Annotated in this window: 20 protein-coding genes; 15 read left to right on the top strand and 5 right to left on the bottom strand. The window is 75.8% G+C overall.

The features are described from left to right. Positions 1–152: 152 nt before the first annotated feature. Positions 153–1,340: a helix-turn-helix domain-containing protein gene (locus IEY75_RS14405; RefSeq protein WP_189114849.1), complete on the top strand. Its 1,188-nt coding sequence runs from the start codon at positions 153–155 to the stop codon at positions 1,338–1,340. Positions 1,341–1,524: 184 nt separating this feature from the next. Then, positions 1,525–1,953, top strand: a complete 429-nt coding sequence (locus IEY75_RS14400) for a hypothetical protein (protein ID WP_189114848.1) — start codon at positions 1,525–1,527, stop codon at positions 1,951–1,953. 57 nt (positions 1,954–2,010) lie between these two features. Here the strand turns inward: IEY75_RS14400 and IEY75_RS14395 are convergent, their stop codons facing one another. Continuing rightward, a complete protein-coding gene (locus tag IEY75_RS14395; protein ID WP_189114847.1) occupies positions 2,011–2,163 on the bottom strand; it encodes a hypothetical protein in 153 nt (50 codons plus the stop codon). 207 nt (positions 2,164–2,370) lie between these two features. On the opposite strand from IEY75_RS14395, the gene rsgA reads away from it, so the two are divergent. Beyond that, a complete protein-coding gene (gene rsgA / locus IEY75_RS14390; RefSeq protein WP_189114846.1) occupies positions 2,371–3,372 on the top strand; it encodes a ribosome small subunit-dependent GTPase A in 1,002 nt (333 codons plus the stop codon). Positions 3,373–3,417: 45 nt separating this feature from the next. Here the strand turns inward: rsgA and IEY75_RS14385 are convergent, their stop codons facing one another. Next, on the bottom strand, positions 3,418–4,062 hold the full coding sequence (locus IEY75_RS14385; protein ID WP_189114845.1) for a class I SAM-dependent methyltransferase: 645 nt from the start codon (positions 4,060–4,062) through the stop codon (positions 3,418–3,420). Between the two features lie 83 nt (positions 4,063–4,145). Between IEY75_RS14385 and IEY75_RS14380 the strand changes: the two genes are divergently transcribed. From IEY75_RS14380 to IEY75_RS14360, 6 genes are all read left to right on the top strand, one after another. Next, on the top strand, positions 4,146–4,643 hold the full coding sequence (locus tag IEY75_RS14380) for a TrmH family RNA methyltransferase (protein WP_189114844.1): 498 nt from the start codon (positions 4,146–4,148) through the stop codon (positions 4,641–4,643). 40 nt (positions 4,644–4,683) lie between these two features. After that, positions 4,684–4,815, top strand: a complete 132-nt coding sequence (locus IEY75_RS21295; protein WP_268244353.1) for a hypothetical protein — start codon at positions 4,684–4,686, stop codon at positions 4,813–4,815. A gap of 79 nt (positions 4,816–4,894) precedes the next feature. Next, on the top strand, positions 4,895–6,157 hold the full coding sequence (gene serA, locus IEY75_RS14375; RefSeq protein WP_229789693.1) for a phosphoglycerate dehydrogenase: 1,263 nt from the start codon (positions 4,895–4,897) through the stop codon (positions 6,155–6,157). Continuing rightward, positions 6,154–7,518: an FAD-binding oxidoreductase gene (locus tag IEY75_RS14370; RefSeq protein ID WP_229789691.1), complete on the top strand. Its 1,365-nt coding sequence runs from the start codon at positions 6,154–6,156 to the stop codon at positions 7,516–7,518. The genes serA and IEY75_RS14370 overlap by 4 nt, the downstream gene beginning before the upstream one ends. A 134-nt stretch (positions 7,519–7,652) precedes the next feature. Next, the gene (locus tag IEY75_RS14365) at positions 7,653–8,507 is read left to right on the top strand and encodes a hypothetical protein (RefSeq protein ID WP_189114843.1); all 855 of its coding nucleotides are present in this window, start codon (positions 7,653–7,655) and stop codon (positions 8,505–8,507) included. 141 nt (positions 8,508–8,648) lie between these two features. Continuing rightward, positions 8,649–12,632: a protein kinase domain-containing protein gene (locus IEY75_RS14360; protein ID WP_189114842.1), complete on the top strand. Its 3,984-nt coding sequence runs from the start codon at positions 8,649–8,651 to the stop codon at positions 12,630–12,632. Positions 12,633–12,768: 136 nt separating this feature from the next. Here IEY75_RS14360 and IEY75_RS14355 read toward each other — a convergent pair whose 3' ends face one another. Beyond that, complete coding sequence (locus tag IEY75_RS14355; protein ID WP_189114841.1) at positions 12,769–12,924, bottom strand: peptidase; 156 nt, start codon at positions 12,922–12,924, stop codon at positions 12,769–12,771. Between the two features lie 9 nt (positions 12,925–12,933). Further along, positions 12,934–14,049 (bottom strand): glycosyltransferase family 2 protein, encoded by a 1,116-nt coding sequence (locus IEY75_RS14350; protein WP_189114840.1) that lies wholly within the window; start codon positions 14,047–14,049, stop codon positions 12,934–12,936. Between the two features lie 479 nt (positions 14,050–14,528). Here IEY75_RS14350 and IEY75_RS14345 point away from each other — a divergent pair, with 479 nt between their 5' ends. After that, on the top strand, positions 14,529–15,371 hold the full coding sequence (locus IEY75_RS14345) for a calcium-binding protein (protein ID WP_189114839.1): 843 nt from the start codon (positions 14,529–14,531) through the stop codon (positions 15,369–15,371). A 21-nt stretch (positions 15,372–15,392) separates the two neighbouring features. Here IEY75_RS14345 and IEY75_RS14340 read toward each other — a convergent pair whose 3' ends face one another. After that, a complete protein-coding gene (locus IEY75_RS14340) occupies positions 15,393–17,045 on the bottom strand; it encodes an HsdM family class I SAM-dependent methyltransferase (protein WP_189114838.1) in 1,653 nt (550 codons plus the stop codon). A gap of 134 nt (positions 17,046–17,179) precedes the next feature. Here IEY75_RS14340 and IEY75_RS14335 point away from each other — a divergent pair, with 134 nt between their 5' ends. The 5 genes from IEY75_RS14335 to IEY75_RS14315 all read left to right on the top strand — a co-directional run bounded on the left by IEY75_RS14335 (position 17,180) and on the right by IEY75_RS14315 (position 25,888). Beyond that, on the top strand, positions 17,180–20,116 hold the full coding sequence (locus IEY75_RS14335; protein ID WP_189114837.1) for a sensor histidine kinase: 2,937 nt from the start codon (positions 17,180–17,182) through the stop codon (positions 20,114–20,116). 142 nt (positions 20,117–20,258) lie between these two features. After that, the gene (locus IEY75_RS14330; RefSeq protein ID WP_189114836.1) at positions 20,259–22,469 is read left to right on the top strand and encodes a terpene synthase family protein; all 2,211 of its coding nucleotides are present in this window, start codon (positions 20,259–20,261) and stop codon (positions 22,467–22,469) included. Positions 22,470–22,476: 7 nt separating this feature from the next. Continuing rightward, on the top strand, positions 22,477–23,607 hold the full coding sequence (locus IEY75_RS14325) for a DUF6923 family protein (protein ID WP_189114835.1): 1,131 nt from the start codon (positions 22,477–22,479) through the stop codon (positions 23,605–23,607). Between the two features lie 31 nt (positions 23,608–23,638). Further along, positions 23,639–24,406 carry a bestrophin-like domain gene (locus tag IEY75_RS14320; protein ID WP_189114834.1) on the top strand — a complete coding sequence of 256 codons (768 nt, stop codon included), beginning with the start codon at positions 23,639–23,641 and terminating at the stop codon, positions 24,404–24,406. A 51-nt stretch (positions 24,407–24,457) separates the two neighbouring features. Continuing rightward, complete coding sequence (locus IEY75_RS14315) at positions 24,458–25,888, top strand: family 2B encapsulin nanocompartment shell protein (protein WP_189114833.1); 1,431 nt, start codon at positions 24,458–24,460, stop codon at positions 25,886–25,888.

Genomic DNA, 25,888 nt, shown 5'->3' with positions numbered 1-25,888 from the left:
CCGCCGCCCCCTGCCCGGCCCCGGCTGTCGCCCGAGCGGGAGGGCGTTCAGTCCGCCGTGGATGTCGGCTGGCGCTCGCAGTCCTGCCATGAGCGAGTTCCCCTGCCCCGCGGCGCCTCCGACAGCGCCTCGACCGGGCGTACGCTCGGAGAATGACTGTTGACGGACAGCACATAGGACAGCGAATACGGGAGTACCGCCTACTTGCTGGACTGTCACAGCAGGATCTAGCCGACAGACTAGGCGTGTCAGCCGCCTACGTGTCGATGATCGAGAAGGGTTGGCGCGCCCTGAACGGTCGCAGCCTGACCGACGCCATCGCCCAAGCCCTCGGTGTGGACACCGCCAACCTGATCCGACCACCCGCGCACGCGCCAAGCCCGTCCGAGCGGCAGCTCCGCATGTCCGTACCCGCCGTCCGCAGCGCCCTCGACTGGTCATTCACCTGCGAACCCATCCCCCACCAGGCGCTGGCCGCCGACGTCCAGGCGGTCGTCGTCGCCCGAATGACCTGCGACTACCGCCGCCTCGGCGCATCCCTGGCCCCTACCCTCGGCCGCGCTCTCCGCTGGGCCGAAACAGGCGACCACGCAGGACTACGGGCACTCACGCAAGTCGCCGTGACAGCCTCGCTGGCACTCCGACCCATCGGCTATATCGATCTGGCCGTACGCCTCGCCGAACGGGGCAGGACGGCCGCCGAACACGCCGAGTGGACGGCAGGCACAGCAGCGGCCGACTTCGCAATCGCACAATGCGCCCTGGCCGGCGGAACCGACGGGCTCCGCCGCCGGTCCCTGCAACTCGCGGCCACAGCCGTCGACAATCTCAGCAACTCTCCGGCAGAGGTCGGCTGGGCCGTGATGATGAACCTCCAAGCCGGCCTGGCGTCCGCCGCGCTCGGACGCACCGACGACGCCCTGGCCCGGGTTGCGTCGGCGTCCGAACTGGCCGGACAGGTGGGCGTGGACGAGTGGCGCATCGAACCGACCCGCGCGAACGCCGGTGTATGGCGAGTGGGGATCCTGCTGGAGGCCGGTGAGCACGGGTGGGCGGTGTCGGCCGCCCGGGAGGTCGACCGCAGCGCACTGCGCACCACCCAGCGCACGGCGCACCTCCTCACGCACGTAGGCCGGGCCTACTGCCTGTCCGGACGTCCGGAGGAGGCGACGCGGGCGCTGCTTGAGGCGGACCGGCTGGCTCCCTCAGAGGTCCGGTGGCGGTCCTCAGTGCGGGAGTCGGTGGGGCTGATGCTGCGGGAAGCTCGCCGCAATGCCGGATCTGAGCACCTTCGAGACCTCGCGGTAAAGATGAACGTTGACCCACTCGCTGTCAAATAGGCGACAGTTTGCCCTAACGGGTAGTTACGCTCCGACCACCAATCCGTACCTAGTGTTCTCGGCGAGGGCGTGGTGATCGGTCGATTGTGAATCCCGGCTGCTGCGCTCGGGGCGCGGTGGCTGACACCCGACGGACCTCACACGGCCGCCGCGCCCTCCAACCGCCGAAGACATTGGAGCGCACGTGCGAGCGACCCTCATCATGCTCATGGCCGCGGCCAGCGTGGCCACCGCAGCAACACCAGCTCATGCCATACCGTCAGCGCCCGACCTGCTGTCCGACGCCCCGAAAACCGTCCACGTCGACCCGGCCACAGGCCGTATCCTCGCCGTCCGTTCCGGCGCCTCGGACCGCGTCTCGAATCGGCCAATCTGCCACGACGGCGACGCGTGCTACTACGCGGGACGAGCCCCGCTCGCCAACCAGGGCTTCTACGGCGCCCCGGGGAAGTACCCAGGAAACTGGCCGGTACGCAGCGGCTACTACACCGGCCAGTACACGGCCACGTTCTGCTGGACCAAAGCCTGCGGCCCGAAGACCGGACCGCGTACCGAGGTTTGGTACGGCGACGGCACACAGACCGTCACAGGCACCTCGGTGACCATCCACTGATCCCGAGCAGAGAAACGGCGCCGGCTGATCTCCGACCAGCCGGCGCCGTTCTTCGTTTCAGGCTCGCTTGATCGAGAGAACCGCCCCCGTGTCGGGATCCAGGTGCACGATCTTGGGCGTGTTCGACAGGATGTCCGGCGCGACGGCCGAAGCGGATCCGGGCGTCCCGGCCAGGACCAGGAGAGCGGCGAGGATGCTGAAAGCCTTCATGGCCGGAAATGTTAACGCCTCAACTCGCAACGAATCGATGAGTCGGCGCTCGTACTGATCTCGCGGACTCCGTGGGGTCCGCCGGGCGCTTCCCCGACGGAGCCGAACCGCGGCCGGCCGCCCTGCCGATCCGGCCGGGATGCGAAACTGGCCGGGACCCCGCCGGGCGGCGCGGGGCGGACGGCCAGGGCGGAGGGTGCGCGCGGGATGCGCAGACGCGAGTACGACGAGAGTGACGTCCGGGTGCGCCCCGGCCGGTCCACCCGCGCCCGTACCCGCACCCGCCCCCGGCACGAGCAGGCCGTCGACGCGTTCGTCGTGGCCGTCGACCGCGGCCGGTACACCTGCGCCCTCGACGACGGGACCGTCCTCCTGGCGATGCTGGCCCGCGAACTCGGCCGTGCCGGCGTCGTCGTCGGCGACCGGGTGGCCGTGGTCGGCGACCTCAGCGGCCGGGCGGGCAGCCTCGTGCGGATCGTCCGCGTCGCCCCCCGCACCTCCACGCTGCTGCGCAGCGCCGACGACGGCGCGGGTACCCCGGCCTGGCGGGAGAAGGTGATCGTCGCCAACGCGGTCCAGTTGGTGATCGTCAGCGCGCTCGCCGACCCGCCGCCGCGCACCGGCTTCATCGACCGGTGCCTCGTGGCCGCGTACGACGCCGGCATCACCCCCCTCCTGTGCCTCACCAAGGCCGACCTGGCCGGCCCGGAGGCGGTCCTGGACTACTACGCCGACCTGGGCCTGCGGTACGTGCTGTGCCGCCCGGACGAGGACCCGGCCGCGCTGCGTACGGCGCTCGCCGACCAGCTCTCGGTGCTCGTCGGGCACTCCGGCGTGGGCAAGTCCACGCTCGTCAACCGGCTCGTGCCGGAGGCGCGGCGGGCCGTCGGCACGGTCAGCGCCGTCGGCAAGGGCCGGCACACGTCCTCCAGCGCGGTCGCGCTGCCGCTGGCCGGCGGCGGCTGGGTGATCGACACGCCCGGGGTCCGGTCCTTCGGGCTGGCGCACATCTCACCGGACGACCTGCTGCACGGCTTCGCGGAGCTGGCCGACGCCTCGACCGGCTGCCTGCCCAACTGCGACCACTCCGGCCTCGGCGGCGACTGCGGCCTGGACAAGGCGGTCGCCGACGGCGCTGCCGACCCGCGCCGGCTCGCCTCGTACCGCCGCCTGCTGGCCTCCCGTGCCGGTGACGAGCCGCCCTCCTGACCCGACCGTCGGCCATCCGGACGGTTGCCGCCGGGCGCGGTGCGGTCAGTCCGCCCGGGCGCCCGTCACGGCCAGGACGTCGAAGCGGGCGCGCGACGCGCTGAGCCGCCTAGTCCACGAGGTCGCCAGGGCCGCCACGCCCGCGGTGTCGAGGTACGCCGCGTCGGCCAGCGTCCAGCCCGCCGCCGCGTACGGCGCGGCCATCGTCGCCAGCGCCGACTCGGGCGTGGGCTCGGGGTGGCCGCCGACCTCGGGCACCGGCGGGCGCCAGGCGTGCAGGTTCAGCGCGACGTACAGGCCCGCCCCCGGCGCGCACACGGCCCGCAGGCCGCCGAGGATCTGCGGGTCCGCCCCGACGACGCCGCGCAGCAGGCTCCCCCAGGGCATCAGCACGTGGACGTCGGTGATGTCGTGCAGCGCGGGGGGCAGGCTCTCGGCGGCGGCCCAGACGTAGATCAGGTTCGGCAGGCCGGACCGGCGCGCGGCGGCCTTGGCCGACACCGCCCGCATGTTGTCCCGGGCGGCGTCCAACCCGACGACCAGCCGGTCGGGGTGCTGGCGGGCCAGGTGCTGGGCGTGCTTGCCGTCGCCGGTGCCGACGTCCAGGACCGCACCGTCGTGGGCGGCGCGCAGCGCGGCGTAGTCGGCGGCGGACATGTCCACGACCTGCCTGCCCACGATCCTGCGCACCGGGGGAGTCTAGCGGCCGGCCCGGCCGGCGCCCGCGGCGTACGTGTCCGGCAGGCGCCTGCGGCCTCCCTATACTGCCCGGCATGTCCGCCGCGCATGTCCGCCACCGCCCGCCGACGGCCCTGGAGCGGCCGCGGGAAATCGTCGTGGCGTGCGCGCCGCTGCGCAGCCAGGTGAACCTGTCGACCATCCTGCGGGCGGCCGGCTGCTGCGGGATCACGACCGTCTACGCGACCGGCAACGTCCGGCCCGACCCGGCGGTGGCCCGCGACAGCCTGGGGCAGATCGAGGTCCGGGCGCACCGCTCGCTCGCGCCGGTGCTGCGGCAACTACGGGCCGACGGGTACCGGCTGGTCGGCCTGGAGCAGACGACCGACTCGGCGAACCTGCACACCTTCGCGTTCCCGCGCCGGACGGCGCTGGTGGTCGGCAACGAGCGGCAGGGCCTCAAGGACGAGGAGCTGGCACTGATGGACGACTGCGTGGAGATCCCCGTCTGGGGTATGCCGCACAGCCACAACGTGGCGACGGCGACGGCGATGGCGCTGTACGAGTACTGCCGCCAGTACCCGGCCGGCTGAGCGCGTCGGCGATGTCGTAGGCGTCGCCTAGCTTGCCGGCATGTCATCCTCAGTGGACGCCCGGCCGGGCGTGGACACCCACCGGTACGCCCGCCCCTCCCGGCTGCACGCCGGCCACCTGGCCCTGGCGGCCTTCACGCCAGAGGCGGATGCCGACGTGCACTGCGCGTGACGCTGGCGGGCGGCCGGTGAGGGAGCCCGTCGCGGGACGGGCCGCCGGCCCGGTCCGTGCCGGCCCGTAAAGTGGCCCTGTGCCAGCCCTGCGAGCTGCCCCGACGGCGATCTGGAGTGCGATGACGATGGTCGACCAGTCGCAGGTGCGCGTCCTGCTGCTCGAAAGCATCCACCCCGAGGCCGTCGCGCGGCTGACCGCCGCGGGCTTCGCCGTCGAGTCCCTGCGCGACGCGCTGGACGAGACCGAGCTGATCTCCCGCATCGGCGGCGTGCACCTGCTCGGCATCCGGTCGAAGACCCAGGTGACCGCGAAGGTGCTCGCCGCGGCCGACGCGCTGCTGGCCGTCGGGGCGTTCTGCATCGGCACCGACCAGATCGACGTCGCCGAGGCGTCGGCGGCGGGCGTGGCCGTGTTCAACGCGCCCTTCTCCAACACCCGCTCGGTGGTGGAGCTGGCGCTCGCGGAGATCATCGCGCTGACCCGGCGGCTCACCGAGAAGAACGCCGAGATGCACGGGGGGCTGTGGAACAAGGCCGCCGAGGGCAGTCACGAGGTACGCGGGCGGCGGCTGGGCATCGTCGGGTACGGCAACATCGGCACCCAGCTCTCGGTGCTGGCCGAGAACCTCGGGATGCGGGTCTCCTTCTACGACACCGCCGACCGGCTAGCGCTGGGCAACGCGGCCCGCTGCGCGTCGCTGGACGCGCTGCTGGCCGACTCCGACGTGGTGACCCTGCACGTGGACGGCCGGCCGGGCAACAGCGGGTTCTTCGGGGCCGCGCAGTTCGCCCGGATGCGCCCGGGCAGCCTGTTCCTCAACCTGTCCCGGGGCATCGTCGTCGACCACGACGCCCTGCGCGACCACCTGGTCAGCGGCCACCTGGCCGGCGCCGCCGTGGACGTGTTCCCGCGGGAGCCCAAGGGGCGCGGCGAGGAGTTCGCCTCCGCGCTGCGCGGGCTGCCGAACGTGATTCTCACCCCGCACATCGGCGGGTCGACGGAGGAGGCGCAGGCGGACATCGGCGGGTTCGTGGCGAACAAGCTGACCCAGTTCGTCGCCGAGGGCACGACGACCCTGAGCGTGAACCTGCCCGGCGTGGCGCTGCCGGTACAGCCGGGGCACCACCGGATCGTCCACGTGCACGCCAACACCCCGGGCGTCCTGGCCCAGGTGAACCGGGTGCTCGCCGACCACGCCGTGAACGTGGAGGGCCAGCTTCTCAGCACCCGCGGCGAGTACGGCTACCTGATCACCGACGTGAGCGCGAACCTCACCGCCGACGCCCTCGACCGGCTGCGCGGGATGAGCCAGACGGTCCGGCTGCGGGTCCTGTCGTGACCGACCTGCTCGGGCGGCTCGCCGCGGCCGTCGGCCCGGCGCACGTGCTGGTGGACCCGGACCTGCGGGCGCCGTACGAGACGGACTGGACCCGGCGGTTCACCGGCGCCGCGCGCTGCGTGGTGCGCCCGGCCGACACCGCGCAGGTCGCCGCGGTGCTGCGGGCGTGCGCCGCGGCGGGCGCGCCGGTCACGGTCCAGGGCGGCAACACCGGCTTGGTCGGCGGCGGCGTGCCGGCCGGCGGCGAGGTGCTGCTCAGCCTCGGCCGGCTCACCGAACTGGAGCCGGTGGACCGGCTCGCGGCGCAGGTCACCGCCGGGGCGGGCGTGACGCTGGAGCGGCTGCAGCGGCACGCGCGGGCGGCGGGGCTCGACGTCGGCGTCGACCTGGCGGCGCGGTCGGCGGCGACCGTGGGCGGGCTGGTGGCGACGAACGCGGGCGGCGTCCGCGTGGTGCGGTACGGCAGTATGCGCGAGCAGCTCACCGGCGTCGAGGCGGTGCTGTCCGACGGCACGGTGCTGCGCCGGCTGGCGGGCCTGGCCAAGGACAACACCGGCTACGACCTGACCCAGCTCCTGGCCGGCAGCGAGGGGACGCTCGCGGTGATCACGCGGGTCCGGCTGCGCCTGGTGCCGCTGCTGCCCGCGCGCGCGGTCGCGCTCGTCGCGGTGGACGGCGTGGCCGGCGCGCTCGACGTCCTGGCCGCCGCGCGGTCGGGGCTGCCGGGGCTGTCCGCCGCGGAGCTGATGCTCGCCGACGGGCTGGAGCTGGTGCGCGCGCACGGGCGCCTGCCCGCGCCGTTCGGGGCCGCGCACCCCGCGTACGTCCTGGTGGAGAGCGCGGGGCGGACCGACCAGACCGACGTGCTGCTGGAGGTGCTCGCCGGCTGCCCGGCGGTCCGGGACGCGACGGTCGCCGCCGACGCGACCGGCGTGGCCCGGCTGTGGGCGTACCGGGAGACGCACACCGAGGCGATCAGCGCGGCCGGGGTACCGGTCAAGCTCGACGTCAGCGTCCCGGTGCGCGCCCTGCCCGGCCTGGTCGCCGCGCTGCCCCCGGCGGTCGCCGCGGCCGCCCCCGCCGCCCGGCTGGTGGTCTTCGGGCACCTGGGCGAGGGGAACCTGCACGTCAACGTCCTCGACGCCCGCGGCGCCGCCGACGCGGTGACCGACGCCGTCCTGCGCCTGGTCGCCGACCGGGACGGCAGCATCAGCTCCGAGCACGGGGTGGGGCGGGCGAAGACGGCCTGGCTGGGCCTGTCCCGAGACGCCGCGCAGGTGGCCCTGATGCGCCGGATCCGGGCCGCTGTCGACCCCGCGGGCCTGCTCAACCCGGGCGTCCTGTTCGAGGAGAAGGACTGACTGTCGGTACGGACCGGCGCGGTGACCGGATCCGTGGCGGTTTCGCGTCGTCCGGCCGGCCACATCCGGCGGGAGCGGCAGCGGTCCCGCGGCCCCCGGGCGATAGACCCCCGGACGGAACACGGGGAGGCTCCATGCGGGTGCGCTGGCTGGACGCGGTGATGGTCGCGGTGACGGCGGCGGGCGTGCTGGCCGCCGCGCCGGCGCAGGCGGCGCCGTCGACGGCGCCCGCCGCGGCGGGCACCCGCGCGATGTGGCTGTGGAGCGACGCCCCGGCCGGCGAGGTCGTCGACTGGGCGGTCGCGGCGGGGGTCCGGGACGTCTTCGTCTCGGTGACGGGCCGGCCGGCGGGCGCCGAGCTGGCCCGGCTGCGGGCGCTCGCCGACCTGGCCGGCACCGCGGACGTACGGCTGTACGCCCTCGGCGGCGACCCCGGGTGGGTGGACGACCGCCGGGGCGCGCTGGGCTGGCTGCGCGCGGCGGCCGGCACCGGCCTGTTCGCCGGGTACCACGTGGACGTCGAGCCGTACCTGCTGCCGGAGTGGAGCACCGACCGCGAGGGCGTCGCCGCGCGGTACCTGTCCCTGCTCGCCGCCCTCCAGCGCGAGGCCGCGCTGCCGCTGGAGGCCGATGTGCCGTTCTGGTGGGGGGAGGTCAGCGTGGCCGGCCGCAACCTGGCCGCCGAGACGCTGCGCCGCGTCGACGCCGCCACGGTGATGAGCTACCGGAACACCGCCACCGGCCCGAACTCGATGTGGGACGTCGGCGGCGACCTGCTCGCCCACGGCGCCCGGGCGGGCAAGCCGGTCCGGCTCGCGGCCGAGACCGGCCCGACCGCCGGGTGCGGGCACTGCTCCTTCGCCGGACGCCCGGCCGCGGACCTGGACGCGACCCTGGCCGCGGTCGACGCCGCCGCGCTCGCCGCGCCGGCACCGGCCTTCGCGGGGATCGCGGTACACCACTACGACGCCTGGCGGCGACTCGCCTGACCTGGGTCAACGCGCGAGACCGCCGGTTGGTTGCGGCCCCGTCGGGCGAGGTGTGACGCCGTTCGGCCGGGGGCGAGTCCGACATCCGGGGCCGGCCGCGCTGCGTACGATGAGCCGAGGCGACCGGCGTCGGGAGGTGGGATGCTCGCCGAGCGGTGGACGGCGGTGACGCCGAGCGAACACCCGCACGAACGCGAGGCCCTGAGCCAGCTCGCCGACTGCATCCCGGACACCGAGCCGTACCGGATGTGGACCAACTTCACCTTCATCGCCACCAGTGGCGTGCTGTGCGAAGTGGACGCGCTCGTGATCGGCCCCGGCGGCCTGTACCTCGTCGAGGCCAAGAGCTACATCGGCGGGCTGCGGCGGCGCGGCAACGGCTGGGAGCAGTTCGGCGGCGGCCCGCCGCGCGGCCGGGGCAACGCGCTCATCGAGGCCGACGTCAAGGCCAAGCGGCTCAAGGGGTTGCTGGAGAGCGAGGCCAAGCGCCTCGGCTTCCCCGTCCCCTACGTCAAGGCGGCCGTCTACTTCAGCAAGCCCCGGCTCAAGGTCGAGCTGCCCGACGCCGACCGCCTCGCCCTCTACGGCCTGCCCGAGGGGCTGGGCGACATCGGCGCGCTGCTCACCGCCCCGCCGCGGCACCCGCGCGCCGAGGTCACCGCCGGCCGGTCCCGCAAGCTGGTCGAGGTGCTCGGCCAGGTCGGCATCGCGCAGAGCGCCCGCTACTACCAGGTCGGCAACTGGACGATGACCCGCACGCCGCTGGGCGAGGGCAAGACCTGGCAGGACTACCTGGCCACGCACCGCGAGGTGCCCGGTACGCACCGGCGGATCCGGCTGTACCTGGTGGAGCGGACCGCCCGCGAACCCGAGCGGCTCAGCATCGCCCGCGCGGCCCGCCGCGAGATGGCGGCCCTGCGCGACATCCGGCACCCGGGCATCGTGCAGGTGGACACGCTGGAGGAGCACGAGGTCGGCCCGGCGCTGGTGTACCGGTACGACCCGCGCAGCATGCGGCTGCCCGACTACCTGGCCGAGTACGGCGAGCGCCTCGACCCGCTGGTCCGGGTCAACCTGATCCGCCAGCTCGCCGAGGCGCTCGCGTACGCGCACGGCCGGCGCCTGTACCACCGGGCGCTGTCCGCGGAGTGCGTGCTGGTGCTGCCCGCCGACCGGCGCACCGGCCACACCGACGCCGACGCCTGGCTGCACCCGCGCCTGGAGATCATCGACTGGAACATGGCCAGCCGCGCGCGGGAGGCCGCCGACGACCTGGCGGTGTCGGCGACGGTGCACGCCGGGATGCACCTGTCCACGCAGGACGGGGTGTACCTGGCGCCGGAGTGGGAGCAGCCGGGCGCGGAGCCGGTGGCGCTGGACGTGTTCGGGGCGGGCGCGCTGGCGTACGCCCTGCTCACCGGCCAGCCCCCGGCCGAGGACGCGATGGGGCTGTGGCGGCGGCTGGAGGCCGAGCAGGGGCTGCTGCCCTCGGCCCTGTTCAGCGACGTGTCGCCGCACGCGGACGACCTGATCCAGTCGGCGACGGTACCGGCTCCGGCGCGGCGGCTGCCCACGATGGACGCGTTCCTGGACCGGCTGGGCGACCTGGAGCGGCACCTGGCCGAGGCGGCGCAGGTCGCCGCCGACGGCCCGGACCCGCTGGAGGCCGTGCCCGGCGACCGGGTCGGCGCCTGGCTGGTCGAGGAGGTGCTGGGCATCGGCTCGACCTCGCAGGGCCTGCTCGCCACGCACGACGACGGCGCGCGGCACGTGCTCAAGGTGGCGCTGTCGGAGGCGCGCCGGCCGCGGTTGGAGCAGGAGGCGGCGGTCCTGCGCCGGCTGCGCAACGACAGCCGGGTCATCTGCCTGGTGCGGCCCGACGTGCTCACGCTGTCCGGCCGGTCGGTGCTGGCCTTCGAGTACCTGGGCGCCGACACGCTGGCGACCCGCCTGCGCGGGCCGGACCGGCTGGCCCCGGACGAGCTGGAGTCGTACGGCGACCAGCTCCTGGACGTGGTGGCGTTCCTGGAGGGCGAGCAGGTCTTCCACCGCGACCTGAAGCCGGCCAACATCGTCGTCCGTACCCGGCCCAACGGCACCCGCGCCCCGGTGCTGTTCGACTTCTCGCTGGCCGGGGTGTCCGACAGCGAGCTGCACGCCGGTACGCCGGGCTACCGGGACCCGTTCCTCGGCGCGGCCGGGCGGCCGGTGTACGACGCGGCCGCCGAGCGGTACGCCCTGGCGGTGACCCTGCACGAGATGGCCTCGGGCCGGCTGCCGGTGTGGGGCGACGGGCGGACCGAGCCGCGGTTCACCGAGGGGCCGCCGGTGCTGGCCGCCGCCGAGTTCCCGGCTGCGCTGCGCGCGGGCCTGTCGGCGTTCTTCCTGCGGGCGCTGGACCGGGACGCGGCGGCGCGGTACCGCTCGGTGCGCGACCTCCGCCTCGCCTGGGGCGACGTCTTCCGCCGGCCCGCCAGCCGGCCGGCGCCGGCCGCGCCCGCGCATCCTGCCGCGCCGCCGACGCCGGCCGCGCCGCGCTCGGCGGCCGCGCCTCCTCCGCTGGCCGCGCCGGCCGCCGCCCCGGCCCCGGCCCCCGCCGCGGCGCTGCCGCCCGCGGTCGTGGCGAAGGCCACCGTGGCGAAGTCCACCGCCCCGCACCGGCCCTCGGCGGTGCCGCCGACGCCGTCCAACGAGTACCTGGTGGCGCGGGCCCGCGACGTCGTGCGGGCGGCGCTGGCGGAGCACGGTCCGCTGAACCTCGGCAAGGTCGCCCAGGTGCTGGGCGAGACCCTGCCGGCGCTGCGGGAGAGCTGGGCCGGCGCCGGCAGGTTCCGGCAGTTCGTCGTGCAGCATCTCGGCGAGTTCACCTTCACGCCCGGGACCGTCGAAGGCGGCTTCCTGTCCGACCCGGCCGCGCCCGCGCCGGTCCCGGCGGCGCCCGCGCCGGTCTCCGTGGCGGCCCCGCCGCCCCCCGGCGGCGGCGCGCTGCCCGCCGACCTCGTCCGGGCGCGCGAGGTGCTGGACCGGGAGCTGGCCGCGCAGTGCCCCCTCCCGCCGGCCACCGCCGCGCAGCGGCTGCGCGACGCGGTGCCGCGGCTGATTCCCGACTGGGCCGGGGCCGGCCGGTTCGGCGTGTTCATGACCACCTTCATGGCCGACTACCCGTACCGGCCGGACCCGGACGGCTGCGTGCTGCGGCCCGGCATGTCCCTGGCCTCGCGCCCGGCCAGGACGCCCGCTCCGGGCACGCCGCCGGCCCCCCACGCCCCGGCCGGGAGCCCGGCGGCCAAGCCGGCGAAGGCCGCCGCCCCGCCGTCGGCGACGCCGGCCAGGAAGCCCGCGGGCCCGGCCGCGCCTGCCGCGCCCGCGGCCGCGTCCGGTGGTACCGCCGCGCCGCGCCCGCTACCCGCGGCCGCGCCCAAGACGTCCCTGCCGAAGGTGGCGCCGCCCAAGGCCGCGCCGCCCAAGGCGGCGGCGCCCAAGGCGGCCAAGACGCACTCGCCCCAGCAGCCTGCCGCACCGCCGAAGCCGAACACACCGAAGCCGACCGCGCCCAAGCCGGCCGCGTCCAAGCCGGCTGCGTCTAAGCCGGCCGCGTCCAAGTCAGCCGCGCCCAAGCCGGCCGCGGCGAAGCCGGGGCAGCCGAAATCCGCCCCGGCGACCGCGGCGGCCAGCCCGGCGCAGCCCAACGTCGTTCAGAAATCGCCGCAGCCCACACCGGCCAAGCCCGCACCGGCCAAGCCGGCGCAGACCAAGCCCGCGCAGGCCAAGCCGGCGCAGACCAAGCCCGCCAAGGGCGTGGCAGCGGCGCGGCCGGTGCCGAAGCCGCCGCAGCTCTCCCGCTCGGAGATGGTCGCGCGGGCCCGCGCGGCGCTGCTGCCCGCCCTGGAGGAGCGCGGCACCCTGCGGCTGACCGAGGCCGCGGTGATCATCCGCAACGCCGTACCGGGCATCGAGGGGAACTGGGCGGGTGCGGAGAAGTTCTCGGCCTTCGTCCGCATCCACTTCGCCGACTTCCCCCAGCGGCTGGACCCGCCCGCGGAGATCGCGGCGCCCGGCCGCCCCGGCCCGTGGGGCTGGCTGTCGGTACTGCGGCGGGCCGTGCGCGGCGAGGATCCCCGGTGACGCCGCGCCGACGCCCGCCGGCACCGCCCGGGCGGCCGGGCCGGCCGGTGCGGTGGCGCCGCCGCGGTACCGCCTGGCGGGGCCGCCGGGCGCCGGGCCGCCCGCCGCCGCGCCGGGGCTGACGCGGGCCCGGTGGTCAGTTCTCCCGGCGCGGGATGAAGCGCAGCAGCGCCGCCCCGAGCCCGATCAGGGCGACGCCCCCGATGAGCAGCCAGAGGATCGCGATCCCGGTGTCGGCCAGGGTGGCGACGCCTCCCACGACCCCGAGGCCGCCGGCGGTCTTGGAGTACATCCGTCCCTCCTATGCGGTGGCCGGCGCCCAGCGCTGGTCGCTGCGCCGGGCGAACTGGTAGCAGGCGGCCAGGAACACCAACTGCTGGAACAGGTCGTAGAGGATCTCGATCGGCGCGAGGAACGCCACCAGCGCCGGGCGCACGCCCCGGCCGCGGCAGGTCCACACCCGGTCGGCCAGGTAGACGACGAAGACCGCGATCCAGAAGGGCTGCCAGGTCAGGGCGTCGGCGTCGGTGGCGAGGATGGCGGCGACCAGGGCCACGTAGGCGAAGGACAGCAGCGTGACGAAGGCGGTCCAGAAGGTCTTGGTCAGGTACGGCAGGGTGGTGCGGTTGACGCCGTGTTCGCGCAGGTTCTCCAGCGCCCCGCGCCGCCAGCGGACGCGCTGGTGCCACAGCTCGCGGACCGTGGCCGGCGCCTCGGTGTACAGCGCGCAGGCCTTCGGCGAGACGATCAGGTAGCCCAGGCGCTGGACGGCCAGGCTCAGCTCGTTGTCCTCGGTGAGCACGCCGGTCTGGTAGTACCCGACCCCCGGCAGGTCCCCGGCCGCCCGCGCCCGCCGGACGTGCCGCAGCACCCCGACCCGGAACATGGCACCGGCGCCGGTGAGGACGTTGGCCCGGGCCAACGGCCGGCGGCAGATCTGCCGGACGTACCGCGCGTACTCGTTGCCCTGCACGATCCGCAGCAGGTTGTCCTCGGTGGCGGCGTAGAAGCTGCCGCCGACGCCGCCGACGGCGGGGTCGGCGAGGCGGTCCTCGGCCGCGGCGAAGAACCCGGGGGCGAGGGTGGTGTCGGCGTCCATCACGAAGATCGCGTCGTCGTCGGCCAGGTCGTCGGCGATCCGGTCGAGGCCGTGGTTGATCGCCCCGGCCTTCAGGTGCGGGTTGACGGGCAGGTCCAGGACGCGGGCGCCCGCGGCGCGGGCGATGTCGGCGGTGTCGTCGGTGCAGTTGTTGACGACCGCGACCACGGCGTCCGGCGGGCGGGTCTGCGCCCGGAGACTGGTGATCGTGGCCAGCAGGGTCGCCCGGCGGTGGACCGGGATCAGGGCGTAGATGCGTCGGCGCCGCCGCGGGCGGGCGGCGTGGGGCGGGCTGTCCGCCACCGGGTCCCCGTTCACGTACCGTCACCTCACGTCGGCGTCACGCGGGCGGTCTGGCGGGCCGCCCGGTAGTCGAGTTCCGCTGTCCGGTCAGGACGACGCGAGATTAGCGGCGCCGGTGGTCTGCCGCATGACATGGCTGATCCTCAATGGAACTTTGTGCGAACCGGAGGCGACCGCCCTGTGCCCGCCGGGCCGGACCCGCCGCGGCGCGGCGCGCACCGGCCCAGTTCAGCCCCGGCCCGCTCGGGCGGGCGGCGGCCGGCGGCCCGACCCAGTGGTCTTCGCCACAGTGGATTCCGCGCTGCGGCCGGCCCGCCCCCGTGAGACGCTGGAGCGGCGCAGTGACCCGTGACCACGGATCGCGCCCAGCCCGGCGGCCGGCAGTGAGCGCCCCCTTGCGGGCGGGTGCGGTACTCGGACGAGTCGGGCATTTGCCTCAAAAGACGGCGAGGCTCTACCGTCGGCTCCTGTCCGTCGCCGTCGAAGGGACGCCCGTGCCCGCACGCCTGACGGGGCGGCTCGCCGCCGTCGCCGGTACCGCCCTGCTCGCCCTCGTTCCCGCGCCGCCCGCCGCGGCCTCCGTCGCCGACCTGCGCCCGACGGTCCGGCTCGTCGGCGGTACCTGCGGCTTCCGGCACGTGCAGGTCGACCTGCGGTTCTGGGACGACCACACCCCGCACGACCGGCTGGCGTACGCCCTGGTGCACCAGCGTGGCCGCGGGATGTTCGCGCAGCTCTCGCTGTACCGCGCCGGGTTGCAGACCCGGATCTCGATGTACCTGGCCGGCGACCCGGTCGGCGTCGCCGACCTGGTGGTCGCGGTCGCCGACACCGCGGGCAACACCCGGCGCTTCCCGGTGACGGTCCGGGCCGGGTACCTGGGGATGACCGGCACCGCGCGCAGCGACGTGATGATCGGCGACAACCGCAGCAACGTCCTGCGCGGGATGGGCGGCAACGACCTCGTCTGCGGCCTGGGCCGGGGCGACACCATCGACGGCGGCCCGGGGGACGACCTGGTCGACGGCGGCGACGGGCACGACCGGGTGGCCGGCGGCGAGGGCCGGGACGTGGTGCAGGACTGCTTCGGCTACGGGCGGTACGACGACGTGCTCGACGGCGGCCCCGGCGACGACGTGCTGCGCGACTGCGGCGGCGGGGACGACACGCTGCGCGGCGGCCCCGGCGCCGACGTGCTCGACGCGGGCATCGGCGCCGACGAGCTGGACGGCGGCGCCGGCCCGGACCGGATGACCGGCGGACCCGGGCCGGACCGGTTCGTGGCGACGGCCGAGGACACCACGGACTTCGACCCGGCGCAGGGCGACCACACCTGAGCGCCGGGCGGGCGCCGCCGGTCAGCCCAGGCCGAAGGCGCGGGCCACCGCCTCGTCCGCCGCCGCCTCGACGGCCGCCGGGTCGCGCGGCGCGCCCTCGGTCAGCGCGCGGGCCAGCGCGACGGCCCGCCGGGCGTGCGGCGAGCCGGGGTCCGGCAGCGGGAACTCGCTCACGTACTGGGTGATGTACCGCCGCCGGCCGGCGTACAGCCGGTTGCCGAACCGGGCGTCGTAGTACCGGTGGGCGACCGCCGAGTTCGCCACGGCGACGGCCAGCAGCGCGAGGTCCTCCTGCGCCGGTCCGAAGGGGATCCAGTAGCAGTTGCCGTTGACCACAGCACCGGAGCGGTCCACCGCGAACCGGGCCGTCTCGCTGATGTCCGGGAAGACGATCTTCGGCTGGGCCCACTCGGCGGGCCGCTGCGGTACCCAGATCTCCCACCAGTGCCGGCCCGACTCGACCACGTACCGCCGGGCGGCCAGCCGCGCCCGGTGGGCCGCCAGGTACCGGGCGGCGCCCGGGTGCCCGGCCAGGTCCACCGGCGTGCGCCGGGACCGGTCCATCTCGTACGGGTACAGGATCGTCGCCGCGCCCGGCGCGCACCGCCAGCGCCCGGCCGCCGGGGCGCTGATCAGGGGGCGCCGCAGCGCCGGCTCGGGCCGCTGGTCGGCGGGCAGGTCCGCCCAGTCGGCGCGGATGAAGACGCCGTCGGCGCTGGTCTTCACCCCGACCCGGATCCGGCCCAGGTCCCGGAACCGCAGCGGCGCCGCCCGGTCCACGGCGGCGAGGAAGTCGGCGTGCTCCTCGGCGCTGACCCACGGCCGGTCGGCGTGGCCGGCCAGCGGCAGGGTGCCGCGGTCCACCCGGTACGTCCGGCCGTCGACCGCGTACCGGCCGGAGGCGCCGGCCGCGAGCGCCGCGTACACCGAGTCGACCGCGGTCGCGGCGCCGGGCGCGCGGTCCTGGTAGATCGTCAGCAGCGGGACGGCCGGCGAGCCGCGGGGGTCGCGCCGGGCGAAGACCAGCGCCGGCAGGACGGCGGCCCGGAACAGCCGGGTGTCGCCGAGGTCGATGACCTGCCGGACGGCGTACTCGCGGGCCAGCCGGGCGCGCATCCCGGCGCCGGCCCGGGTGCTGAGGAACCGGTTCGACGTGACCAGCCCGAGCACCCCGTCGTCGGTCAGCAGCCGCCCGAACGCCGCCGCGAACACCTGGTACAGGTCGATCCGGCCGGTGAGGCCGAAGTGGTCGGCGAGCAGCCGGGCGCGCGGGGCGCCGAGGACCTGGGTGCGCACGTACGGCGGGTTCGCCACGATCACGTCGAACCGCGGGTCGGCGGCGCCCCGCTCCGCGCTGAGCGCCACGAAGTCGACGGCGGCGAGCGTGCGCGGTACCGCCGGCAGCGCCCCGGCCAGCCGGCGCCGCGCGAGCGCCACCGCGGCCGGGTCCCGGTCGTACCCGGTCAGCCGGCACCGGCCGCCGCGGGCGTGCAGCGCCCGGCCGACGGCCAGCAGCAGCTCCCCGTCGCCGCACGCGGGGTCGAGGACGGTGAGGTCGGCGCGGACGGTCGACGGGAAGTGGTCGAGCAGCCGTCCGGCCAGGAAGCGCCCCAGCTCCGGCGGCGTGTAGTGGACGCCGTGGGCCTTCTCGACCGTCACGGCGGCACGGCGCACGCGGTCCCCCTCCCCGTAGCCCGCGGCCCGGCCGCCGGGTGGCCCGCCGGTTTCGTCATGGTATCGAACATAGAGCGAGGTTTACCGGTCCGGTCAGCGGCTCAACCCGCCCCGGCCGGCGCCGATAGGCGGAGGTGACTTCGGGGGAGCACGAGGCGGACGTCCAGGCGCGGGTCACCGACCCCGCCCGGCTGCGGACCCTGCGGGCCAGCGGCCTGCTGGAGGCCGGCGCCCTGCCGTCGCTGGACCGGCTCAGCGGCCTCGCCGCGCGGGTGCTGGGCGCCCCGACGGCGCTGGTGTCGCTCGTCGACGCCGCCCACCAGGTCTTCGCCAGCGGCTGCGGCCTGCCCGCGCCGGTCGCCCCCGGCAGCCGGGTCGGGCTGTCGCACTCCTTCTGCCGGTACGTGGTGGCCGCCGACGCGCCCGTACTGGTCAGCGACGCCCGCGGCGACGCCCGGCTCGCCGGCAGCCCCGCCGTCCGGGACCTCGGCGTGGTCGCCTACGCGGGCGTACCGCTGCGGGCGGCCGACGGCACCGTCCTCGGCGCGTTCTGCGTGGTCGACCACGCCCCGCGCCGGTGGACCGACGACGAGGTCGCCACGCTGTCCGACCTGGCCGCCGCGGCCCGGTCCGAGCTGGCCCTGCGCTGCGCCAACGGGGAGCTGCGACTGGCCGCCGACCGGATGCGGGCCGTCCTGGACAGCGCGCAGGACGCGTTCGTCTCGATGGACAGCGACGGCCGGTTCACGGCCTGGAACGCCGCCGCCGCCCGGCTGTTCGGGTGGGGCGCCGCCGAGGCCGTCGGCCGGACCGCCAGCGAACTGATCATCCCGGAGCGGTTCCGCGCCGCCCACGAGCAGGGCCTGGCCCGGGTCCGGGACACCGGCCAGTCGCCGCTCCCCGGGCAGCGGCTGGCCCTGACCGCGGTGGACCGCGCGGGCCGGGAGTTCCCGGTCGAGATGACCCTCCAGGTCAGCCTGGAGCGCGACCGGCCGGTCTTCCACGCGTTCCTGCACGACATCACCGCCCGGCACGCGGCCGCGCGGGAGCTGGACCGGGAGCGGCAGCGGCTGGAGGACGAGCGCAGCTTCCTGCGGGCGCTGCTGGACAGCCTCGACGCCGGGGTCGCCGCCTGCGACAGCGACGGGCGGCTCGCCCTGTTCAACCACCGGCTGCGCGAGGTGCACGGGGCCGACGCGCAGGCGGTCGACGCCGGCAACTGGTCCGGTACCTACGCCCTGTACGCCGCCGACGCCCGGACCCCGCTGGCCGCCGAGGAGATCCCCCTGGCCCGCGCGTTCGCGGGCGAGGTCGTCGTCGGCCAGGAGATGGTCGTCCGGCCGCCGGGCGCCCCGCCGCGCCGGTTCCTGGCCAACGGGCGCCCCATCGACACCGCCGACGGGCGCCGGCTCGGCGCGGTCGTGGCGATGCACGACATCACCGGCGCGCACCGCGCGGAGACGCTGCGCCGGGCCCGGCACGCCGTCGCTCAGGCGCTGTCCGAGGCGGTGCGCGCCGACGAGGCCGGCGCCGCGGCGCTCGCCGCCGTCGGCACCGAGCTGGGCTGGGTGTCGGGCGCGTACTGGCAGGTGGCCGGCGGGCGCGCCCTGGCGCGGGTGAGCGGCTGGAGCGCGTTCGGCGCCGCCCCCGAGGCGGCCCCCGGCGACGCACGGCTGCCGGGACTGGTGTGGTGGCGCGCCGCCGAGATCTGGACCGGCGACCTGCCCCGCCCGCCCCGCGCCGCCACCGACCCGCCGGGCGGCGCGATCGGCCTGCCCGTGCGCAGCGGCGACCGGGTGCTCGGCGTGCTGGTGTTCCACACCGGCGCCGACGCCCGCCCGGAGGACGACGTGCTGGCCGTGCTGCGCGAGGTCTGCGCGCACGTGGGCCGGTTCGTCGAGCGGCGGCACGCCGAGGACCTGACGCTGGCCCTGGCCGCCGCCCGCCGGGACTTCGACCGGGTGGTCGAGCAGGTCAACGACTACCTGTGGACGGTGGAGATCCGGCCCGGGGGCGAGGTCCGGTCGGTGTACGCCAGCCCGAACGGCACCGGCGTGTTCGGCGCCGTACTGCCGACCGACACCGACATGGCCGCGGTGCTGGCCGAGCGGATGCACCCCGGGGACCGGGCGGCGTTCGCGGCGTTCCACGCCACGGTGGCCCGGGGCGCGTCGGCGGAGATCGAGTGCCGGGTGCGCGGGTACGACGACGTGACCCGCTGGGTCTGGACCCGCGCGGTGCCCCGCCGCGAGGACGGCGCGCTGTTCGTCGACGGCATCTGCACCAACATCACCGAGCGCCGCCAGCTCGCCGAGCAGCGCGAGCGCCTGCTGGAGCGGGAGCGGGAGCAGGTCCGGCAACTGCGCGAGGTGGACCGGCTCAAGGACGAACTCGTCGCCGTGGTCAGCCACGAGCTGCGCAACCCGGTCACCTCGATCCGCGGGTACGCCGAGATGCTGCTGGACGACCCGGAGCTGCCGGCGACCCCGCGGCACTTCGCCGAGGTCATCGACCGCAAGAGCAGCCACCTGCACCACCTGGTCGAGGACCTGCTGACGCTGGCCCGGCTCGACGCCGGCTCGATCGAGATCGACCCGCGCCCGCTGTCGGCGGCGCGGCTGATCCGGGAGGCGGTCCAGGAGCAGGGGCCGGCGGCCCAGGCCAAGAACCTCACCGTCGCGGTGGCGACCGGCCGGCTGTCGCCGGTGCACGGCGACCCGACCCGGCTGCGCCAGGTGCTCGACAACCTGATCTCCAACGCGGTCAAGTACACGCCCGAGGGCGGGACCGTGCGGGTGGTGGCGGCCGACGCCGAAGCCGGGGTGGTCGTCACCGTCACCGACACCGGCATCGGGATCCCGGCGGACCAGTACGGGCAGCTTTTCCAGCGGTTCTTCCGGGCCCGGACGGCCGTCGCCGCCGGCATCACCGGGACCGGGCTCGGCCTGGCGATCACCAAGGCGGTCGTCGAGGCGCACGGGGGGACCATCGCGGCGGCCCCGGCGCCCGGCGGGGGGACCGCGTTCACGGTGTCGCTGCCGGCCGTCGGGGCGCCGCACGCGGCGGTCTGACCGAATCGTCAGGCATTGACGGGCGGTTCTGACGGGTGACTACTCGGATGAGTGCATCTCGGCCGTTCGGGTATCCACCAACCCCACTTTTCGGTTTGGCCGGCTGAGGGTCCAGTTCCCCGCGCCGAGGTGAGGTCGACCGTTGCCGCCATTCGTCCTGCCGTCGTTCTACATTCCCTACCCCGCCCGCCTGAACCCGCACCTGGAGCGCGCCCGCGCCCACACCCGCGACTGGGCGCGCGCGATGGAGATGACCGACGCCCCGCAGGCGGGCCGGGCCGTCTGGACCGCCGCCGACCTGGAGGCGCACGACTACGCGCTGCTGTGCGCGTACACCCACCCCGACGCCACGGCCGAGGCGCTGAACCTGGTGACCGACTGGTACGTGTGGGTCTTCTACTTCGACGACCACTTCCTGGAGCTGTTCAAGCGCACCCGCGACATCCCCGGCGCCCGCGCCCACCTGGACCGGCTCGCCGCGTTCATGCCCGCCGAGGGCGAGATCGCCGCCGAGCCCGACAACCCGGTCGAGCGCGGCCTGGCCGACCTGTGGCGGCGGACCGTGCCGCACCGCTCGGCGGACTGGCGCCGCCGGTTCGTCCTCAGTACCCGCGCCCTGCTGGACGAGTCGCTGTGGGAGCTGGCCAACATCGACGAGGGCCGGGTGGCCAACCCGATCGAGTACATCGAGATGCGCCGCAAGGTCGGCGGCGCCCCGTGGTCGGCGAACCTCGTCGAGCACGCCGTCGACGCCGAGGTGCCCCCCGCCCTCGCCGGCACCCGGGCGCTGGGCGTCCTGCGCGACACCTTCGCCGACGCCGTCCACCTGCGCAACGACCTGTTCTCGTACGAGCGCGAGGTGCTGGACGAGGGCGAGCTGTCCAACGGCGTCCTGGTCTTCGAGACGTTCCTGGGCTGCGGCACGCAGGAGGCCGCCGAGGGGGTCAACGACCTGCTCACCTCGCGGCTGCACCAGTTCGAGCACACGGCGCTGACCGAGGTGCCGGCCAGCGTCGCCGACCACGGCGTCGACCCCGCCGGGCAGGCCGCCACGGCGGCGTACGTCAAGGGCCTGCAGGACTGGCAGGCCGGCGGGCACGAGTGGCACTGCCGGTCCAGCCGGTACATGAACGACGGCGCCGTGGACCCGGCCGGCGCCACGCTGATCGGCGTGCCCGGCGGCCTCGGCATCTCCGCCGCCCGGATCCTGCCGTCGCTGGCCGGGACCGTGCCGCAGCGGGCCCGCCGGCACCGGTACGTGCCGTTCCAGGTCGTCGGCGAGACCCCGCTGCCGGACCTGCCCATGCCCTACGCGACCCGGCTCAGCCCGCACCTGGGCGGCGCCCGGGAGAACACTGTCGCCTGGGCGCGGCGGATGGGCCTGCTCGACGGCGTGATCTGGGACGAGGGGAAGCTGCGGGCCTTCGACTTCCCGCTGTGCTCGGCCGGCATCCACCCCGACGCCACCCCGGAGCAGCTCGACCTCACCTCCGGGTGGCTCACCTGGGGCACCTACGCCGACGACTACTACCCGCACGTCTTCGGCCGCTCCGGCGACCTGGCCTCGGCCAAGGCGACGACGGCGCGGTTCCCGGCGTTCATGCCGCTGGACGACGAGGCGCCCCCGGCCGTGCCCGCGCACCCGATGGAGGCGGCGCTGTCGGACCTGTGGACCCGGACCGCCGGCCCGCTGGCCCCGGACGCCCGGGCGGCCTTCCGCGCGTCCGTCGAGGACATGACCCGGAGCTGGCTGTGGGAGCTGGACAACCAGCGGCTCCACCGGGTGCCCGACCCGGTGGACTACATCGAGATGCGCCGCAAGACGTTCGGGTCGGACCTGACGATGGCGCTGTCCCGGCTGTCCGTCGGCCGGACCGTGCCCGAGCGGGTGTGGGGAAGCCGGCCCGTGCGGGCGATGGAGAACGCCGCCGCCGACTACGCGGCCCTGCTCAACGACCTGTACTCGTACCAGAAGGAGATCCAGTTCGAGGGCGAGCTGCACAACGCGGTCCTGGTGGTGCAGCAGTTCCTCGACACCGACCGGGACCGGGCGCTGGCGGTCGTGGCCGACCTGATGGCCGGGCGGATGCGGCAGTTCCAGCACGTGCTCGCCGTCGAGCTGCCGGCCCTGTACGAGGAGTTCGGGCTGGCCGACGACGTGCGGCGGACCGTGGACCGGTACGCGGGCCAGCTCCAGGACTGGCTGGCCGGCATTCTCACCTGGCACGAGGGCTGCCACCGGTACCGGGAGGCGGACCTGCGCCGGCACTACGCCGCGCCGGCCCTCGCCCCGGCCGGGCTGGGCACGTCGGCGGCCCGGCTCGGCCCGCTGCTGGCCGCGGCCGGCCGGTAGCGGCGCCGTGCCCACTCCGCTGAGGTCGCTGCCGGCGCTGGTCTGCGCCGCCGGTGCCGCGGGCGCGGTCCCGGCGCTGGCCGCCCCCGCGGTCGCCGCGGCCGGGCCGGTGCCGGCGCCGGCCGGCGCGGCGCGCTGCGTCGGCGGGCTGCTGCTGGTCCGCGAGCACGCGCTGCTGCGCCTGCCCGACCCGTTCGGCCCGCCCCGCGCCGCGGTGCCGCTGACCCGGCGGCTCAACGCCCTCGGCCACGCCGCCGGCCCGCAGCGGACCTACGCCGTCGCGGCGCCGGACGAGGTGGTGACGCTCGACGCCGCGGGGACCCTGCGGCCGGTGGGTCCGCTGCCCGCGCAGGCGCACGGGGCGACGGCGGGCGCGGTCCACGGCGACCAGTGGTACCTGGGCGTGGAGGGCCGGCTCGTCGTCGTGGACCTGCGGGCGGGCAGCCCCACGTACCTGCACGCCGTCGCCGACCTCCCCACCAACCCCTGGACCGTCCTGCGCGACTTCGCGTACCGCCCGGCCGACGGCGAGCTGTGGGGGGTCGCCGCCCGCGGGTACGGCCACCCGTCGGTGCTGGCCCGCCTCGACCCGCGGACGGCGCAGGTGCGCACGTTCCCGACCCGCGCGGCGCTGCCGGCCGCCCGCGGGTTCGGCGCGGTCGCCCTCGGGCCCGACGACGTCCTGCACGCCCTGGACGACGACACCGGCCACCTGCTGCACGTGCCGCTGCGCGGCGGGCCGGTCACCCGCACCGCCCTCGGCGGCCGCTCGCGCTGGTCCGACGCGACGGCGTGCCCGCCGGCCCCGGCCGCCGCGGTGCCCCCGCCGCGCCCGGTGAGGCCCCCGGCCGCGCGCGCCCCGCACCCGCGCCCGGCCGGCCCGCCGGCCCGCGCCGCCCGGGGCCGCCCGGCCGCGCCGCCGCCGCGGCCCCGGCCCGCCGCCGCGCCGCCGCCGCGCCCGCCGGCGGCGGCGCCGGCCGCGGTCCGGCGGCACCGGACGGCGTACCTGCGCAGGGCCGCCGCCCGCCGGGTCCCCGAGAGCCGCACGCTGCCCGCCTCCCTCGCCCTGTTCGTCGGCGCCGCCGTACCCGCGGTCGTGGCGGCGGCGCGCATCGCCGGCCGGCTGCGCGGCCGGTAGTGCGCCCCCTTCCCGCTCCCGGAGGAGACCGTTGACTCTCGTCGCCGTCGGCATCGCCGTGTGCCTGCTCGCCGCGGCCGCCTCGGCGCTGGGCTTCCTGGTCGTCTCCCGGTGGGTACCCGACCGGTGGCTGATCGCCGACGCCGACGCCGCCAGTGCGCTGTACGGGGCGATCGGCATGGTGTACGCGATCCTCATCGCCATCGCCGCGATCGCCGTCTGGGAGCCGCGGGCCGCCGCCGCCCAGAGCATCCAGCAGGAGGCGACGGCCCTGGCGGAGGTCCGGTACCAGGCCAGCCGGCTCGCCCCCGCGGACGCCGCGGCCATCGACGGCCTGGTCGGGTCCTACCTGGCAGCCGTGGTCGGGCAGGAGTGGCCGCTGCTGCGCGACGCGCGCCGGGCCAGCCCGGCGACCGAGGCGGCGTTCGCGGCCCTGCGCCGGCGCGCCGACCGGGTCGTCCCGGCCGGGGAGCGGCAGGCGGCGGCGCTGGAGGAACTCGCCGACCGGCTCGGCGCGGCGGCCGACGCCCGCACCGGGCGGATCGCCGCCGCGCAGGAGGGGATCCCCGTGGCGCTGTGGCTGATCCTCGGCCTGGGCGGGACCGTCAGCATCGGCTTCCTGTACCTGTTCGGGCTCGACCGCACGTTCCCCAACGGCCTGATGATGGCCGTCGTCGGCGGCATGATCGCCCTCCTGCTGTTCGTGCTGTTCCACGTCGAGTACCCGCTGAGCCGCGGCTTCCGGCTCGGCCCCGACGCCTTCACGACGGTCGGGCCGGCGGTGTCCGCGCTGCGCTGACACCCGCCGGCCCGACCGGATGATCACCCACAAAGGATGGAGAACACCGCCATGTCAGTGTCCGAGATCTCCAGCACCGCGGAGATGCCCACCCAGCGGAGCCTGAGCACCGCCGCCGCGAAGAACCTCGCCACCACCACCAAGACCGTCCCGCAGATGCAGGAGATCACCTCCCGGTGGCTGCTGAAGATCCTGCCGTGGGTCCAGGTCTCCGGCGGCACGTACCGGGTCAACCGGCGCCTCACCTACGCCATCGGCGACGGCCGGCTGTCCTTCACCAACGTCGGCCAGCAGGTCCGGGTCGTGCCGATGGAGCTGACCGAGCTGCCGGTCCTGCGGCACTTCGACGACGACTCCGTGCTCGGCGCGCTCGCCGACGCCTGCCAGCAGGCGGAGTACCCCGCCGGGGCCGTCATCGCCGAGGCCGGCGCGGACGCCGACAAGGTGGTGCTGCTCGCCCACGGCAAGGTCAAGAAGGTCGGTGCCGGGCAGTACGACACCGGCTCGGTGCTCGGGATGCTCGCCGACGGCGACTACTTCGGCGAGCGGTCCATGATCGACGACGGGGCGCGGTTCGACGCCACGTACGTCGCCGTGACCGCGTGCACCGTGCTGACCCTGCCCCGGGTGGCGTACCTGGAGATGGTGCAGCGCTCCGACCGCCTGCGGGAGCACGTCGCCCGGATGCAGGCGCAGGCCGCCAAGGCGCAGAACGCCCACGGCGAGGCCGCGATCGACATCGCCTCCGGGCACGACGGCGAGCCGCTGCTGCCCGAGACGTTCGTCGACTACGAGATGTCGCCGCGGGAGTACGAGCTGAGCGTCGCCCAGACCGTCCTGCGCGTGCACAGCCGGGTGGCCGACCTGTACAGCCAGCCGATGAACCAGATCGAGCAGCAACTGCGGCTCACCGTCGAGGCCCTGCGCGAGCGGCAGGAGTTCGAGATGCTGAACAACCGCGAGTTCGGCCTGCTCGCCAACGCCGACCTCAAGCAGCGGATCCACACCCGGTCCGGCCCGCCGACGCCCGACGACCTCGACGAGCTGATCTCCCGCCGCCGCAAGACCCAGTACCTGCTGGCGCACCCGCGGGCCATCGCCGCCTTCGGCCGCGAGTGCACCCGGCGCGGGATCTACCCGCAGCACCTGGACTTCCACGGCCAGCAGGTGCCGGCCTGGCGGGGCATCCCGATGCTGCCCTGCAACAAGATCCCGATCAACGACACGCACACCACGTCGATCATGGCGATGCGGCTCGGCGAGGAGGACCAGGGCGTCGTCGGCCTGCACCAGACCGGCATCCCGGACGAGTACCAGCCGAGCCTGTCGGTCCGGTTCATGGGCATCAACGAGCAGTCGATGATCTCGTACCTGGTCAGCGCCTACTACTCGGTCGCGATCCTGGTGCCGGACGCCCTCGGCGTCCTGGAGAACGTCGAGCTGGGCCACTACGCGGACGTCCCCGCCGGCACGGAGGGCTGA

Source organism: Pilimelia terevasa (genome assembly GCF_014647915.1).
GTDB lineage: Bacteria > Actinomycetota > Actinomycetes > Mycobacteriales > Micromonosporaceae > Pilimelia > Pilimelia terevasa.
The sequence above is the reverse complement of the archived record's forward strand: the minus strand, read 5'-3'. Positions and strand labels throughout refer to the sequence as shown.

Bases quoted from the DNA above. Each gene is read 5' to 3' on its own strand.
- IEY75_RS14380 (WP_189114844.1), top strand. From the start codon at position 4,146: ATGTCCGCCGCGCATGTCCGCCACCGCCCGCCGACGGCCCTGGAGCGG.
- IEY75_RS14355 (WP_189114841.1), bottom strand. From the start codon at position 12,924: ATGTACTCCAAGACCGCCGGCGGCCTCGGGGTCGTGGGAGGCGTCGCC.
- rsgA (WP_189114846.1), top strand. From the start codon at position 2,371: ATGCGCAGACGCGAGTACGACGAGAGTGACGTCCGGGTGCGCCCCGGC.
- IEY75_RS21295 (WP_268244353.1), top strand. From the start codon at position 4,684: ATGTCATCCTCAGTGGACGCCCGGCCGGGCGTGGACACCCACCGGTAC.
- IEY75_RS14360 (WP_189114842.1), top strand. From the start codon at position 8,649: ATGCTCGCCGAGCGGTGGACGGCGGTGACGCCGAGCGAACACCCGCAC.
- IEY75_RS14395 (WP_189114847.1), bottom strand. From the start codon at position 2,163: ATGAAGGCTTTCAGCATCCTCGCCGCTCTCCTGGTCCTGGCCGGGACG.
- IEY75_RS14405 (WP_189114849.1), top strand. From the start codon at position 153: ATGACTGTTGACGGACAGCACATAGGACAGCGAATACGGGAGTACCGC.
- IEY75_RS14365 (WP_189114843.1), top strand. From the start codon at position 7,653: ATGCGGGTGCGCTGGCTGGACGCGGTGATGGTCGCGGTGACGGCGGCG.
- IEY75_RS14315 (WP_189114833.1), top strand. From the start codon at position 24,458: ATGTCAGTGTCCGAGATCTCCAGCACCGCGGAGATGCCCACCCAGCGG.